The following is a 14,529-nucleotide window of genomic DNA, read 5'->3' on the forward strand; positions in this document are numbered from 1 at the left end:
CTAATAGCTTGGAATAAGTCCCTAGTATCTATCAACTGAAGGGTCAATTTCTCTGGACCATGCATCAATTCCACCTTGAAGATTAACTAAAGATTGAAAGTCTTTCGAAATCAGAAAGTTTGCAACCTGCATTGATCTCATTCCATGATGACAATAAACTGCAATAGTGTCATCAGGATTAAGATCAGAAAATGACTCAGCAATAGTACTCATGGGACAATGAATTGCTCCCTCAATTTTGCACAAATCCAACTCCCATTTTTCTCTAACATCAATAAGAACAGTCTCATTATTACTTAGATAATTTTGAAATTCTTTGGGATTTAAGTCATCTATCATTTCAAGCCTCTTGTTATTTTTAATATTAGAATTATATTTTATTCTTAACAATTAAGTACGAGTAACTTTAATGGGTAAAATTTCATTTGTGAGTAAAAATAATGATGATATTTTTAAATTCCCCTGTGACTACCCTATTAAGATTTTTGGGTTAAATCAGCCTGACCTAAAGCAAACTATTTGCGCTATAGTTGAAAGCCATATCGGACAGCTTCATGATAATCAAATTACTACCAAAAAAAGTTCTAAGGGTAAATATGTTTCAATAACTGTGAGGATTATTGCAACAAGTAGAAAGCAACTTGATGCAATCAATCATGAATTACAAGCCTCCCCTTTAGTTTCCTATCTTTTATAAAATCTGATGTTAGAAATACGCGACAAAGGTTTTACAGATTACACCCAAACATGGGATGAAATGAAATCTTTTACCGAATCTAGGAATATCGAAACTCCCGATGAATTATGGCTACTAGAGCATTACAGCGTATTCACTCAAGGATTGTCTGGAAAGCCAGAGCATCTTCTCAAAGAAACTGAGATACCAGTAGTGCAGTCTGATAGAGGCGGTCAAATAACCTATCATGGACCAGGTCAATTAATAATTTACTGCCTAATTGACATCAAGAGACTAGGAATTGGAATTAAAAAAATGGTCTCTCTTATTGAACAATCGATAATAGACCTATTGGCTGATTATTCCATTGAAGCTCATAAAGTTTCAGGGGCTCCTGGAGTTTATGTTGACGGCTCAAAAATTGCAGCACTAGGCCTCAAAGTTAAACAAGGTAGAACTTATCACGGCTTAAGCCTAAATATTGATATGGATCTCGCGCCTTATGAGCTAATTAACCCTTGCGGTTATAGTGATTTAAATGTTACCCAAATGTCCAATCTAACGGATAATGCACTCAATATTTATGACATCAAGCTAAACTTATCTAATTATTTAAAGAACTATGTCTCAAGAACTTGAAATTAAAGCACTCAAAGGTGAATCTAAAATTAGTAGGCTTAAGATTAAGCCTGATTCTGAGAGAAAGCCATTAAAAAAACCAAGCTGGATAAGAATTAGGCACTCGGGCTCTAAAAAAGTTAATGAACTTAAAAAAACATTAAGGAGTCAAGAGTTATTTACAGTTTGCGAGGAGGCTCAATGCCCCAACCTTAGTGAATGCTTTAACCATGGCACCGCTACATTTATGATTATGGGTCAAATATGTACTAGAAGATGCCCTTTTTGCGATGTTGCCCATGGAAGGCCAAAAACTTTAGATACAAATGAGCCGCTTCATTTAGCTGATACTATTTCTAAAATGTCACTAAAGTATGTTGTTATTACCTCGGTTGATCGAGACGACTTAAGGGATGGAGGTGCTGGCCACTTCAAAGAGTGTATAGATGCTATTAGAAGTAAAACTCCTCAAGTAAAAATTGAAATTTTAACGCCTGATTTTAGAGGAAGGGTTGAAAAAGCTCTGGATATTTTCAAAGACTGTCCGCCTGATGTTTTTAATCATAACTTGGAAACGGTGCCCAGCCTTTATCCCAAAGTCCGTCCTGGCTCAGACTATGAACAGTCATTAGACCTCCTTAAAAGCTTTAAAGAAAAACACCCTTCTGTTAAAACAAAATCAGGCCTTATGCTTGGTGTAGGTGAAACTGAAAGGCAAGTGATTGACGTTCTAAAGGACCTCAGGTCTCATGATGTTGATATGTTAACGTTAGGTCAATATCTGCAGCCAAGCAAGCACCACCTTGCAGTTGAGGAATACATTACGCCTGAACAGTTTCAAAAATATAAAAAAATAGCAGATGACCTTGGCTTTAATCAAGTTGCAAGCGGCCCTATGGTTAGGTCCTCTTACCACGCAGACCTTCAAGCAAAAGGTGAGCTTGTTTCATAAAAACTTGTAAATTTAAGCACTCATTGTTTGATTTTTATAACTATTTAATTTGATAAAAAGTATAATAATATTATGATTAAAACATTCTTTATAGCTCTAGTATTTTTCTGCATCATTGATGTGTTCTGGATATATTTTATTGCAACGCCAATGTACAAACAAGAGGTTGCATCTCTTATGGAGCTTAAAGTTGCTCCTGCAATCATGTTTTATATAATTTTCTTATTAGGCTTAATTTTCTTTGTTATTAATCCCAATCTTAGTAATACACTTTTAAATGTTTTTATGATTGGTGCTTTTTATGGGCTAGTAACTTATGGAACTTATGACCTTACCGTTTATGCAACTATGAATATCTTTAGTCTCAAACTAGTGGTCGCAGATATTCTATGGGGAATGATTCTATCTGGCTCTGTAGCAACTCTTACTGTATTTACTTCAGCTAAATTAAACTAGCTTAATTATGTCTATTGCATTTACTTCTGGCGAGCCCTCTGGAATTGGTCCTGACATAGCCCTCATATACGCCCAACAAGAAAGGCATGAAGATCTCCTGGTTTATGGCGACCCTGATGTATTAATCAATCGAGCAAAACTTCTTAATTTACCTATCTCCTTAAAGGAGCATAAGACAAGAAAAGCAAACGAGCTAAGTATTTATCCTATAAAAACAAAGTCAAGAGTTGAGCCAGGAAAGTTAAACCCTGATAATTCAGATTACGTACTATCTTTGATTAGGCTTGCAACTAATGATTGTGTTAATAAGAATTGTGGTGGTATGTTGACTGGCCCTATCAATAAGGCTGTCATTAATCAATCAGGAATTGAGTTTATTGGTCATACTGAATATCTTGCTGATTTAACTCAAACCCCTAAAACTGTAATGCTTCTTGCAACAGATCAACTTAAAGTTGCCCTTGCTACTACTCATCTTGCCTTAAAAGACGTATCTAAAAATATTACAAAAGAATCTCTTATAAAAGTCATTACCATAATTCATAATGATTTTAAGTACCTAGGAGTCAAAGATCCGTCAATTCTTGTGTGCGGTCTTAATCCACATGCAGGTGAAAATGGATATCTTGGGGATGAAGAGCTAATAACAATCATTCCTGCTTTAAATTCACTCAAGAAGAGTGGTATCAATCTTATTGGACCAGTTCCAGCAGATACTGCCTTTACGCCAGACTCATTAAAAAATATTGATGTTGTTTTAGCAATGTATCATGATCAAGGTTTGCCTGTATTGAAAGCAAAAGGTTTTAAAAATGCAGCCAATATAACCTTAGGCCTTCCCTTCATTCGCACTTCTGTTGATCACGGCACAGCTTTAGATTTAGCAGGCACTGGTAATATTAGTCTAGGTAGCTTTAATACAGCCCTATCCTACTTCAAAACTTTAACTAACAATGCGTCACCAGCCTAGAAAAAGATTTGGACAGAACTTTTTAGTTGATCATCAAATTATCAACCAAATTATTTCAACAATATCCCCAAAAAATGATGATAGTATTGTAGAAATTGGCCCGGGAAAAGGAGCGATTACCTTTCCTTTACTTGAATATTTAGATCATTTAAGTGTTATTGAAATTGATCGAGATTTAGTTTCTATGCTTGAATTAGAGGGACAAGAAAAACTAATCATATATCAGTCAGATGCACTAACATTTGATTTCAGCCAAATTCCTAATAAAATTAGGGTAATTGGAAATCTTCCATATAATATCTCTTCCCCTTTATTATTTCATCTTCTTGGCTATAGAAATCAAATTGTTGATATGACTTTTATGCTTCAAAAAGAGGTTGTTGATAGAATAGTTGCACCTCCAGGAAATAAGACTTATGGACGTCTTAGCGTTATGATGCAAGCTTTTTATGAGGTTGAGTTAATGTTTGTTGTTCCAAAAGAATCTTTCGAACCTCAGCCAAAAATTGAATCTGCTATACTTTATCTGAAAACGAAAGAGCAGCCGCTAGTTAAAAACTCAAAACCTTTAGAGGAAATAGTAAAACTTGCCTTCTCCCAGCGAAGAAAAACACTAAAAAACTGTTTAAAATCTGTATTAAATCAATCGCAAACTGAAATTGACTTATCTCAAAGAGCTGAAATGCTTAGCACTGAAAACTTTGTAACCTTAATGAATGACTATGAAAAACAAAATTGAAGTAAATGTAGAAGTAACCTACTTACCAGAGCAATCAAATCTTGTGAATAGTCAATATGCTTATGCTTACACAATTACCATTACGAATAATGGAGAGACTGGGGCTCAACTAAGAACAAGACGCTGGCTAATACAAGATGAATCTGGGGAGACTGAGGAGGTTATTGGAGAAGGCGTAATTGGACAACAACCCCACCTTTCTCCTGGTGAAAGCTTTAAGTACAGCTCTGGTGCAGTAATTAGCACTGAAACGGGAACCATGAAAGGTTCTTATGGGATGATTAGTGATCAAGGACAAAGGTTTGATGCAGTCATTCCAGAGTTTACATTAAGCGAACCTTACACCCTTCATTAGGCAATACTTATGGATTATGCCATTGGTGACGTTCAGGGCTGTTTTAAAAGCCTTAAAGGGCTATTAAATAAAATTAATTTCAACACTGATAGAGATCGATTGTTCTTCCTGGGTGACGTTGTTAATCGAGGCAATAACTCACTTGAAACGCTCCGCTTTATTCAATCAAATCAAGATAACATGGACATGGTTCTTGGTAACCATGATTTTCATCTACTGGTTTGTGCATTAACTGAGCGCCAGCCTAACAAAAATGATACATTCTTAGACATATTATCAGCTAATGATAAAACTGTTTTACTTGACTATCTCCTTACCAGGCCACTTGTAATTGAGCATAATAATGCACTCTTTGTTCATGCAGGAATCCCACCACAATGGAGCAAGTTGGATGTAATCAAAAATGCAGAGGTAGTTCATAAGAACCTTAAGTCAAAAAATGTCAGTAAATTTTTATCCAAAATGTATGGCAACTATCCAAACAAATGGACTAGTAACCTTTCTAATGAAGAAGGCTCTCGTTACACAATAAATGCCTTAATGAGAATGCGTTTTTGCAAAGAAGATGGTGAGCTTGAATTTGAGCATAAGTTAAATGTTGATCAAAATCCAAAAAACTTTGAAGCCTGGTTTTTGCATTCAAACCGACTAATGGCTGATGAAAAAATATTTTTTGGGCACTGGTCATCACTTAAAGATGTTGACTCTAAAAATATTTACCCTCTAGATCATGGTTGCGTATGGGGTGATAGACTTACAGCTTATGACTTAGAGAATCACAATTATATTTCACAAAATTCACTAGAAATTAGCTAAGATGGCGCGCTTCTAAGGTTAATTGAGCCTTCATAAACAAACTCTCCAGGACCAGTAAGGTAAACTTTTTGTCCGCCATACTCAACCATTGCATTGCCTCCATTTAAGCGCACTTTTACCTTTGAATTAAGCAGGCCAAGCCTAATACCATGAATCACAGCTGCACAAGCACCTGAGCCGCAAGCAAGTGTTTCACCAGCGCCCCTCTCAACAACTCTTAACTGAACCTCATCTTTACTTAATACCTTCATAAACCCAACATTGACACCTTCAGGAAAGTCATTAGAAGATTGAATTTTTAATGCAGTAGGATCTATATCAGATATGTCATCCAAAATCAAAATGGCATGAGGATTTCCAATCGATAAAGAACCAACTTTAAAACCCTCAACCATATATTCAGAACTCTCTTCATTGACATCAAGAGGAATTATGGATGGAAGAAAATTTGGCTCACCCATCTCAACCCGAACAGAGTCATCACTGTTGACTGTTAAAACCATAATGCCATTATTAGTTTCTACAGAAAGTGGGTTTTTATAAGATAAATTTTTCTTTTGAATATAAAGAGCAAAACACCTAGCACCATTTCCACATTGGTTAACTTCAGAACCATCGGCATTAAATATTACATAACGAAAATCAGCATCTTTTGATGAAGAACTCTCAACCATAAGCAATTGGTCAAAGCCAATCCCAAAACGACGATCAGATAATTTTCGAATTTCTTCAGTTGAAAAACTAATATCACCTTCGATATTATCAATTATTGCGAAGTCATTTCCCAGGCCATGCATTTTTGTAAAATATATCATGATTCATATTTTAACCTTTTGTATCATGATTTATTTAGATACTGCTATGCTAAAATCTATAGTTAATTAAAAAACTAATAATAATAATGAATACACCTACAAATATAACTCTTAGCAAGGATAAAAAGGTTCTTACTATAAGGTTTGATGGAACTGATTACACCATGACAAGTGAATATCTTAGAGTTTACTCTCCATCAGCAGAGGTTCAGGGCCACGGACCTGGGCAAGAAACTCTTCAGCTTGATAAGCAAGATGTTTCTATTCAAACACTTGTTCCTATGGGAAATTATGCAATAGCAATTCATTTCAGTGATGGCCATACTACTGGAATATATTCTTGGAGTAATTTGTATAACCTTGGAAGCAAAAAAGATGAATTTTGGCTGGATTACCTCAACCGAGTTGAAAATAAAAATAACAGCAACAATTACCATGAAGTTCAAATTTAGCCTATAAATGCTAACAATATAATTTTTAGCTTTACTTTGACAATATGATTGGTAATTTTGTTAAAATTGCTCTAAAGATTATTTATATTTTTTATTTTAATTAATATAAATAAAAAATTAATTAATTTAGGTAAAAAAAATGAAAAATAAATTCATTCAGTTATCAGCTCTCCTTTTATTATTTTTTACAACACAAGCCTTCGCCAATCCAATTAATAAAATTAATTTTATTGGGCTTAATAATACCTCTGAAAGTATTTTATTGTCCTTAATGCCTTTTGAGACTGGTCAAGACTTTTCACCTTATGTCAGTGATCAAATCATTGAATCTCTGTTTAAAACTGGGCTATTTGAAAACATCAGTATTGTTAAAAATGAAAAATCACTTGACATTACGTTAAAAGAAAATCCAATAATAAAGTATCTAGAAATTGAATTAGACTCAAGATCAGCCTTTTCTAACTGGCTTAGAGGTGAAAAAATACACTTTACTTCTGAAATACTAAATGAACAGATTGCTGAAAACCAACTTTCAACAGGAAATATCTTTACAGAAAAAAAGCTAGAAGATTTTTTATTACTTCTTGAATCTAAATACTCTCAAGCTGGATATTTCAACTCAAAAATTATTCAAAATATTGAAATAGATACCCAGAATAGAGCTGGAATTGAGCTTATCGTATCTCAAGGAAATCAAGCTACTATAGATTCATTTGTTATCTCTGGCTCAGATAAGATTTCTGAAAAGGAACTGTTGAAATTATTTAAGATAGGTGAGCCCGATATGGTTCTAATAAACTATTTTACAAATAAAGATGATTACACCGAGTCTAAACTAAGAAACGGAATTGAGATGATGATACAAACATATTTTGATACGGGCTATTTAGATTTTAAGGTTCTTGATGTTCAGTCTGATCTTAACGAAAATAAAGAGAAACTTTCTATTAATATTGAAGTATCTGAGGGCATTCAGTATAAGCTAGGAGATGTTTCGTTTGAAGGAGAGCTTGGCAACATAAGTTTAAGCAAACTTAATAATACTGTTTCTATGTCAAAAGGTGATATCTTTAACCGAAACCTCATTATCACTGATATTCAGTCACTTACAGACCTATATGCTGACCAAGGTTACGCTTTTGTAGAAATTAATCCTATCACATCAGATTTTTTGGACTCTGTTGATATTAATTTTGAGATCTCTTTAAACAAAAAAACATACCTAAATAGAATAACTATTACTGGAAATAATCGTACTCAAGATGAAGTCATTAGAAGGGAAATTGGAATCTCAGAAGGTAGCTTATATTCGAGAAGCATACTTAAGAAATCTTTACTTAACTTAAGGCGACTTGGCTACTTTTCAGATGTTCAGATTTCAACTTCTGAAGTTGAAGGCATGAGTGATAAGATTGATATTAACTTTAATGTAGAAGAAACTCAAACTGGTTCAGTAAGCTTTTCAATGAGTCATAGTAATAATTATGGCGTTTCTTTTGGTGCTGGAATTCAAGAAAAAAATATATTTGGATCTGGAAATACTCTTAATGCCGACCTCAAGATTGCAAAATCATTTAACAAGGTTAGTTTTTATTTTATGAATCCAAATTTTAATGATGAAGGTCATAGTGTAAGTATTGGCGCATTCAAAAGTGAAATTGATAATGATGATGTAGCGGCAAACTCCTATGAGATTGATTCAACTGGTGTTACTTTTGGATACGGCCTTCCTCTTAGTGATGATACTAGAATTAATGCCAACCTAGAATACTCAAAAAATGATATCAAATGCAGTACACTTTTCGCAGGAGTTGGTTATGAGTCAAGCCAATGTGCTTCAAAAAGTAATGATGAATTTAAGGCAAATGTTAGTTGGAGTGAAAATACACTAAATAATTATATGTACCCAACAGAAGGCGTTAATAACTCGTTAAATCTTGGGGTATCTCTTCCTCTTGGGGACTACAAATACTTCAACATAAGTGCAGATCATACGAGCTATGCTCCCATTAATACCACAGCAACTTTAAAACTTACTGGTAATTTGAACCTTTCAAAGGGCTATAGTGGTAAACATTTACCTTTCTATAAGCGCCATTTTGGAGGGGGAGCAGGATCCATTAGAGGCTTTGGAAATAAAACGCTTGGTCCTCTTTATCCAAATGGAAAAGCAAAAGGTGGTGAAATTTCAATACTTGGAAGTGCAAACATTATAACGCCTGCTTTTTTCTTTGAAGATAATGACAAAATGAGAATGAGTGTGTTTATAGATACTGGAAATATCTATGAAAAAAGCTCAAATATTAAACTTGGTGATATAAGAATGTCAGCTGGATTTGGATTTGCTTATCTAAGCCCAATTGGATCAATTGGAGCATTTATATCAACTCCCGTTTTGAAAAAAACTGGCGATATTACTGAAGACTTTGGGCTATCTATAGGGACTGGTTTCTAAAATCTTCATGAGGATTTTAGCTATATCTTGTTTAGTATTACTGTCTTTTTCTGCATGGACTGACACAGTTAAGATTGGCTATATTGATACGCAGAAAATTGTTAATAACTTACCTCAATATCAACAAAGTATAGACCAAATATCTAAAGAGTTTGAGCCAAAAAAACAAGAATTACTAGATTTATCAAAACACATTGAACTTCTTAGAGAGAAAGTTAACGCTATAAATAAGAGTGAAAAAAAAGAAAATCTTCAAATAGAATTATCTAAACTAACTTTACTTGAAGAAAGTTTTAAAAAAGAAACAGAGTATTGGCAAGAAACGATGAATACTAAAAAAATCGAATTACTGCAAAAAATTGAACTGCTAATCAACAACACAATTAATGACCTGGCGATTTCTGAAAGCTATGATCTAATTCTTTATGAAAATGCCGCCTTTGTAAGTGATGAAGTTAATATTACCAATAAAGTGATTCAAAGAATTCAAAATAATTCATTATGATGCTTACTCTTGAAGAAATTTCTAAACTAATAGATGCTAAAGTTTATGGGGAATCTTCTAAAGAAATTATAGGAATGAATACTTTAAACAATGCTACTTCAGATCAAATTTCACATGCAGTAAGTCAGAAATATAAAAAATCTCTAATTAACTCTAATGCCGGCGCTGTAATTGTTGATAAAAAGCTTATTGAGCATTGCCCTACTAATGCTTTATTAGTTAAAAATGTTTCTTTAGCTTATGCGTTATTAACGCATGAATTTAAGAACCATCAAAACATTAACCATTTTCAAACAGCCTCTCAATTAATAAACTCCTACAGTAAAGTTCATTTTGCTCCAGGTTGTATTATTGGTAAAAATGTAACTATTGGTGAAAATACTTCTATTGGAGCAAATTGTGTAATCGAAGATGATGTCACTATTGGTATGAATTCACTAATTGAATCAAACGTAACAATCCACAAAGGATGTGAAATTGGTAAAAAATGTGTAATTTCATCTGGCGCAGTTATCGGCTCTGAAGGCTTTGGAAATGCAAAAGATCAAAACAACCAGTGGCATGCAATTGCCCATCTTGGAGATGTGATTATTGGCGATGATGTCTCTATTGGGGCTAACACAACTATTGACAGAGGCTCTATCGATAATACAGAAGTTCATAATGGAGTAAAAATTGACAATCTTGTTCACATAGCTCATAACGTAATTATTGGAAGTGATACTGCTATTGCAGCAAAAACTGGCATTGCCGGAACTACCATTATTGGGAAAAGATGCATGATTGGCGGCATGGTAGGCATTGTTGATCACCTAACAATTACTGATGATGTTGTAGTTAACGCGACAAGCACAGTCAATAGAAATATTACAAAACCAGGAATTTATACTGGCTTTGTTCCTCTTATGCTTCATTCAGAGTGGAAAAAGGCAGGAGTATGGCTCACAAAACTTGATAAAATTGCTACTCTACTAAAAATTAAATTAAAAAATATTAAATAACCCTATGAAAATGAATATTAATGAGGTTAAAAATTTTCTACCTCACCGCTACCCTTTCTTACTTATTGATCGGGTAACTAACCTTGAAGTGGGAAAAAGTCTTACAGCTATAAAAAATGTTACTTTTAATGAGCCACATTTTACTGGTCACTTTCCCGACCAGCCTATTATGCCTGGAGTCCTAATAATTGAGGCTTTGGCACAAGCAACTGGAATATTAGCTTTTAAATCTGAGGTTGGAAAGCCGCAAACTGGTCAAATTTACATGTTAGTAGGTGTTGATAAAGTTCGCTTTAAAAGGATAGTTGAGCCCGGTGATCAACTAGAAATTTATGCTGAAATTATTACTGTTAAACGCGGCATATGGAAATTCAGCTGCAAGGCCTCAGTTGAGGGTAAATTAGTTACTTCTGCTGAAATTTTATGTACTCAAAAATCGGCTGAATAATAATTATGTCTATTGATCCTTCTGCCATTATTCATGAAAGCGCTAAAATTCATAAAAGCGCAATAATCTCAGCTTACGCCGTTATCGGTGCTAACGTTGAAATAGGCGCTGGCACAGTAATAGATTCTCATGCTGTAATTGCTGGCCCTACAAAAATTGGTAAAAATAATCATATTTACTCTTTTGCTTCTATTGGTGGTGATCCTCAAGATATTACTTATCAAGATGGGCAAGAAAGCAACCTAGTAATAGGAGATGATAATATGATTAGAGAGTTTTGCACAATTAACAGAGGCACTGAAAAAGAGAACTCTTTAACAAGAATTGGCTCAAATAATATGCTCATGTCGTACGTTCATATTGCACATGACTGTCAGCTCGGTGATCATATCATTATGTCTAATAACGCCTCACTAGCTGGTCATGTTAGAATTTCAGACTGGGCCATACTTGGTGGCTTTGTTTTAGTTAAACAATTTTGTGGCATTGGAAGGCATTCTTACGCTGGAATGGGTAGTCAAATTAATAAAGATATCCCTGACTACATGGTTGCAGCTGGTATCCATCCAAAAATAAGAAGCATTAACTCTGTTGGAATGAAGAGAAGAGGTTTTAGTGCAAGCTCAATTTCATCTATAAAACGTGCCTTTAAGGTCGTTTATCGTGATTCTCAAGGCAGACTTCTTGACCATGCACTAAGTGAGCTTGAAGCATCAGAGTCTGATAGTCACGAAGTTATGCAATTTGTAGAATGTATACGAAACTCAAGAGTGGGCATCATGCGCGGCCCAGTTGATGAATAGATAGTATTTTCTGTTATGTCTAAGTCTTTCATAAAGTCCAGCAGCATTGTCGCTGCAATGACCTTTATTTCAAGAATCTTAGGGCTAGTTCGAGATTTTATTATTGCAAGGCTCTTTGGAGCTAATGAACTAACTGATGCATTCTTAGTAGCCTTTAGAATACCTAACTTTTTTAGGCGTCTATTTGCCGAAGGAGCTTTTTCACAAGCCTTTTTGCCAATTTTGGCAGAGTCAAAAGCCAATCAATCTGATGAAGAGATTCAATTAGTAATTAATCATATTGCTACTAAATTACTCAGCATACTTATGATTATTACCCTTATTGCAATAGTAATAGCACCATTAATAATACTTTTATTTGCATGGGGGTTCTACTTTAAAGCTGATGCAACTCAGTTTAATTTAGCCTCTGATATGCTGCGAATTACTTTTCCTTATTTGCTTTTAATATCTCTTACTGCCTTATCTGGATCTATCCTTAATACTTATGATAATTTTATAATTCCAGCGTTTACTCCAGTATTACTAAATGTTTCATTAATCCTTAGCGCTGTATTTTTATCTAAATACTTGTCCACGCCAATTATGGCGCTAGCCTGGGGCGTCCTCATTGGAGGAATTATACAGCTTGGCTTTCAAATTCCATTTTTAAGAAAAATAAAACGACTACCTAAATTACAGTTTGGTCATCATAAGGCACTTTCAATACTTAGAAAGAGAATGCTTCCAGCCTTGTTTGGCGTATCAGTATCTCAAATTAATTTATTAGTTGACACAATGATTGCATCAACCCTTATAGCTGGAAGTGTCTCATGGCTATATTATTCAGATAGGTTACTAGAGCTTCCTCTAGCTTTAATTGGTATTGCTTTAGCTACTGTTGCACTGGCAAAACTGAGTAACTATCATGCAAAAAATGACACTAAAAACTTTATAAACACAATTGATAATGCTCTTTTATATGCAATTTTATTAGGACTTCCTGCTTGTGCTGGTTTAGTTCTGCTTGCAGAAGAACTAATAATTACGCTTTTTCAATATGATGCATTTGATGCCTTATCTGCTAAAAAAACATCTTTAAGTCTTCAGGCATATGGCTCTGGCTTAATGGCGTTCATTGCAATAAAAATCTTTGCGCCAATTTTTCTATCAAGAGGAGACACCAAAACTCCTGTTAAAGCTGGCGTAGTTGCAATGGTTTCAAACATAGTTCTAAATTTAATATTAGTTCAGTACTTTGATCACATTGGCTTAGCAGCGGCTACATCAATCTCAGCGCTAATTAATGCTGCAATTCTATATTTTTTCTTAATCAAGCAGTCAATATTTAGGTTTCATATTACTTTTTATAAAATGCTAGTTAAAGTAATATTTGCAGTCACTATAATGTCGCTGTATATTTATTACTTTGATTCAAGTATAGACCTTTACCTAGAATCCTCTCTAATAGAGAGGGCTATTCTTATTTCAAAAACTATTACCATTTCAATAGCAATATATTTTTTAACGCTTTATACACTTGGAGTTAGATTAAAACAATTATGAAAGAAGTTCACTGCATTAAATTAGATACAAAGCTAGAAGGGCTAGAAAGAGCCCCCTACCCTGGTGATCTCGGTAAAAGGATACTGGATTCAGTCTCTAAAGAGGCTTGGCAAATGTGGCTTGACCACCAAACTATGTTAATTAATGAAAATAATTTAAACTTATTTGATGAGTCATCACAGAGCTACCTAAAAGAACAAATGGAAAATTACTTTTTTTCAGAGCATGACATTGATCAAATTGAGGGTTATATACCAAAATAATTATATGGAAATTTGATTAAAAAATGTCTAATCTATTTATAGTAGCAGCTCCCTCAGGATGCGGAAAAACATCTCTTGTTGAGTCATTAATTAATAATACTACAAACCTACGCGTCTCGATATCTCATACGACACGAAAGCCTAGAGCCGGTGAGGTTAATGGAACTAATTATCATTTTGTTTCAGTTGCTGAATTTCAAAAAATGGTGAGTGATGATGCATTTATTGAGCATGCTGAAGTCTTTGAAAACTTCTATGGGACCTCTAAAAAACTAATTAATGACAATCTGAACAATAACATAGATGTCATCCTGGAAATTGACTGGCAAGGTGCTCATCAAGTTAAGCAGAACTTACCTAGTGCAATTAGCATATTTATTTTACCACCTTCAAAAGAAGCACTAGAACTAAGGCTTAAGAATAGGGCTCAAGATGATGAGCTAATCATCAAAAAAAGAATGTTGGATGCAGAAAATCAAATGAGTCATTATAGTGAGTTTGATTATCTAGTCATTAATGACAATTTTAATGCTGCTTTAGCAGATTTAGAGTCAATAATAGTTTCTTCAAATAATCTATCTAAGCGCGCTCACCTGTCTTTAGAAGAGCAGTCAATCAAACACAAAAAACTACTTAAAAAATTGATATAACTGAAAAATT

General features: G+C 34.1%; 19 protein-coding genes. 17 read left to right on the plus strand and 2 right to left on the minus strand.

Annotated elements, in window-relative coordinates; genetic code table 11:
• Positions 1–21: 21 nt before the first annotated feature.
• Positions 22–339, minus strand: coding sequence for a rhodanese-like domain-containing protein (locus AC5YGD_RS05115; RefSeq protein WP_496140935.1), 318 nt, complete (start codon positions 337–339; stop codon positions 22–24).
• A gap of 70 nt (positions 340–409) precedes the next feature.
• Here AC5YGD_RS05115 and AC5YGD_RS05120 point away from each other — a divergent pair, with 70 nt between their 5' ends.
• The 8 genes from AC5YGD_RS05120 to AC5YGD_RS05155 all read left to right on the plus strand — a co-directional run bounded on the left by AC5YGD_RS05120 (position 410) and on the right by AC5YGD_RS05155 (position 5,582).
• Positions 410–697, plus strand: coding sequence for a YbeD family protein (locus AC5YGD_RS05120; RefSeq protein WP_416686139.1), 288 nt, complete (start codon positions 410–412; stop codon positions 695–697).
• A 6-nt stretch (positions 698–703) separates the two neighbouring features.
• Positions 704–1,315 (plus strand): lipoyl(octanoyl) transferase LipB, encoded by a 612-nt coding sequence (gene lipB / locus AC5YGD_RS05125; protein ID WP_496140936.1) that lies wholly within the window; start codon positions 704–706, stop codon positions 1,313–1,315.
• The gene (gene lipA / locus AC5YGD_RS05130) at positions 1,299–2,246 is read left to right on the plus strand and encodes a lipoyl synthase (protein WP_496140937.1); all 948 of its coding nucleotides are present in this window, start codon (positions 1,299–1,301) and stop codon (positions 2,244–2,246) included. The genes lipB and lipA overlap by 17 nt, the downstream gene beginning before the upstream one ends.
• 72 nt (positions 2,247–2,318) lie before the next feature.
• Positions 2,319–2,702, plus strand: a complete 384-nt coding sequence (locus AC5YGD_RS05135; protein WP_496140938.1) for a DUF2177 family protein — start codon at positions 2,319–2,321, stop codon at positions 2,700–2,702.
• 7 nt (positions 2,703–2,709) lie between these two features.
• The gene (gene pdxA / locus AC5YGD_RS05140) at positions 2,710–3,672 is read left to right on the plus strand and encodes a 4-hydroxythreonine-4-phosphate dehydrogenase PdxA (RefSeq protein WP_496140939.1); all 963 of its coding nucleotides are present in this window, start codon (positions 2,710–2,712) and stop codon (positions 3,670–3,672) included.
• Complete coding sequence (rsmA, locus tag AC5YGD_RS05145; RefSeq protein WP_496140940.1) at positions 3,656–4,411, plus strand: 16S rRNA (adenine(1518)-N(6)/adenine(1519)-N(6))-dimethyltransferase RsmA; 756 nt, start codon at positions 3,656–3,658, stop codon at positions 4,409–4,411. Before pdxA ends, rsmA begins: the two co-directional genes overlap by 17 nt.
• Positions 4,389–4,766, plus strand: a complete 378-nt coding sequence (apaG, locus tag AC5YGD_RS05150) for a Co2+/Mg2+ efflux facilitator ApaG/CorD (protein ID WP_496140941.1) — start codon at positions 4,389–4,391, stop codon at positions 4,764–4,766. The genes rsmA and apaG overlap by 23 nt, the downstream gene beginning before the upstream one ends.
• Before the next feature lie 9 nt (positions 4,767–4,775).
• Positions 4,776–5,582 (plus strand): symmetrical bis(5'-nucleosyl)-tetraphosphatase, encoded by an 807-nt coding sequence (locus tag AC5YGD_RS05155; protein ID WP_496140942.1) that lies wholly within the window; start codon positions 4,776–4,778, stop codon positions 5,580–5,582.
• Here AC5YGD_RS05155 and dapF read toward each other — a convergent pair.
• Positions 5,579–6,397: a diaminopimelate epimerase gene (dapF, locus tag AC5YGD_RS05160; protein ID WP_496140943.1), complete on the minus strand. Its 819-nt coding sequence runs from the start codon at positions 6,395–6,397 to the stop codon at positions 5,579–5,581. The genes AC5YGD_RS05155 and dapF overlap by 4 nt on opposite strands.
• An 86-nt stretch (positions 6,398–6,483) precedes the next feature.
• On the opposite strand from dapF, the gene AC5YGD_RS05165 reads away from it, so the two are divergent.
• From AC5YGD_RS05165 to gmk, 9 genes are all read left to right on the plus strand, one after another.
• Positions 6,484–6,849 (plus strand): gamma-butyrobetaine hydroxylase-like domain-containing protein, encoded by a 366-nt coding sequence (locus AC5YGD_RS05165; protein WP_496140945.1) that lies wholly within the window; start codon positions 6,484–6,486, stop codon positions 6,847–6,849.
• A gap of 139 nt (positions 6,850–6,988) precedes the next feature.
• Complete coding sequence (gene bamA / locus AC5YGD_RS05170; protein WP_496140946.1) at positions 6,989–9,304, plus strand: outer membrane protein assembly factor BamA; 2,316 nt, start codon at positions 6,989–6,991, stop codon at positions 9,302–9,304.
• 7 nt (positions 9,305–9,311) lie between these two features.
• Positions 9,312–9,809, plus strand: a complete 498-nt coding sequence (locus AC5YGD_RS05175) for an OmpH family outer membrane protein (protein ID WP_496140947.1) — start codon at positions 9,312–9,314, stop codon at positions 9,807–9,809.
• A complete protein-coding gene (gene lpxD / locus AC5YGD_RS05180) occupies positions 9,806–10,810 on the plus strand; it encodes a UDP-3-O-(3-hydroxymyristoyl)glucosamine N-acyltransferase (RefSeq protein WP_496140948.1) in 1,005 nt (334 codons plus the stop codon). Before AC5YGD_RS05175 ends, lpxD begins: the two co-directional genes overlap by 4 nt.
• 4 nt (positions 10,811–10,814) lie before the next feature.
• Complete coding sequence (gene fabZ, locus AC5YGD_RS05185; RefSeq protein ID WP_496140949.1) at positions 10,815–11,258, plus strand: 3-hydroxyacyl-ACP dehydratase FabZ; 444 nt, start codon at positions 10,815–10,817, stop codon at positions 11,256–11,258.
• 5 nt (positions 11,259–11,263) lie between these two features.
• Entirely contained in the window at positions 11,264–12,061 is a 798-nt protein-coding gene (gene lpxA, locus AC5YGD_RS05190) for an acyl-ACP--UDP-N-acetylglucosamine O-acyltransferase (RefSeq protein ID WP_416686152.1), read from the plus strand.
• Positions 12,062–12,076: 15 nt separating this feature from the next.
• Positions 12,077–13,606, plus strand: coding sequence for a murein biosynthesis integral membrane protein MurJ (gene murJ, locus AC5YGD_RS05195; protein ID WP_496140951.1), 1,530 nt, complete (start codon positions 12,077–12,079; stop codon positions 13,604–13,606).
• Positions 13,603–13,869: an oxidative damage protection protein gene (locus AC5YGD_RS05200; protein WP_496140952.1), complete on the plus strand. Its 267-nt coding sequence runs from the start codon at positions 13,603–13,605 to the stop codon at positions 13,867–13,869. The genes murJ and AC5YGD_RS05200 overlap by 4 nt, the downstream gene beginning before the upstream one ends.
• A gap of 23 nt (positions 13,870–13,892) precedes the next feature.
• Complete coding sequence (gene gmk / locus AC5YGD_RS05205) at positions 13,893–14,519, plus strand: guanylate kinase (RefSeq protein WP_496140953.1); 627 nt, start codon at positions 13,893–13,895, stop codon at positions 14,517–14,519.
• Positions 14,520–14,529 lie beyond the last annotated feature (10 nt).

The sequence above is a fragment of the Candidatus Pseudothioglobus sp. uisw_070 genome (genome assembly GCF_059512545.2).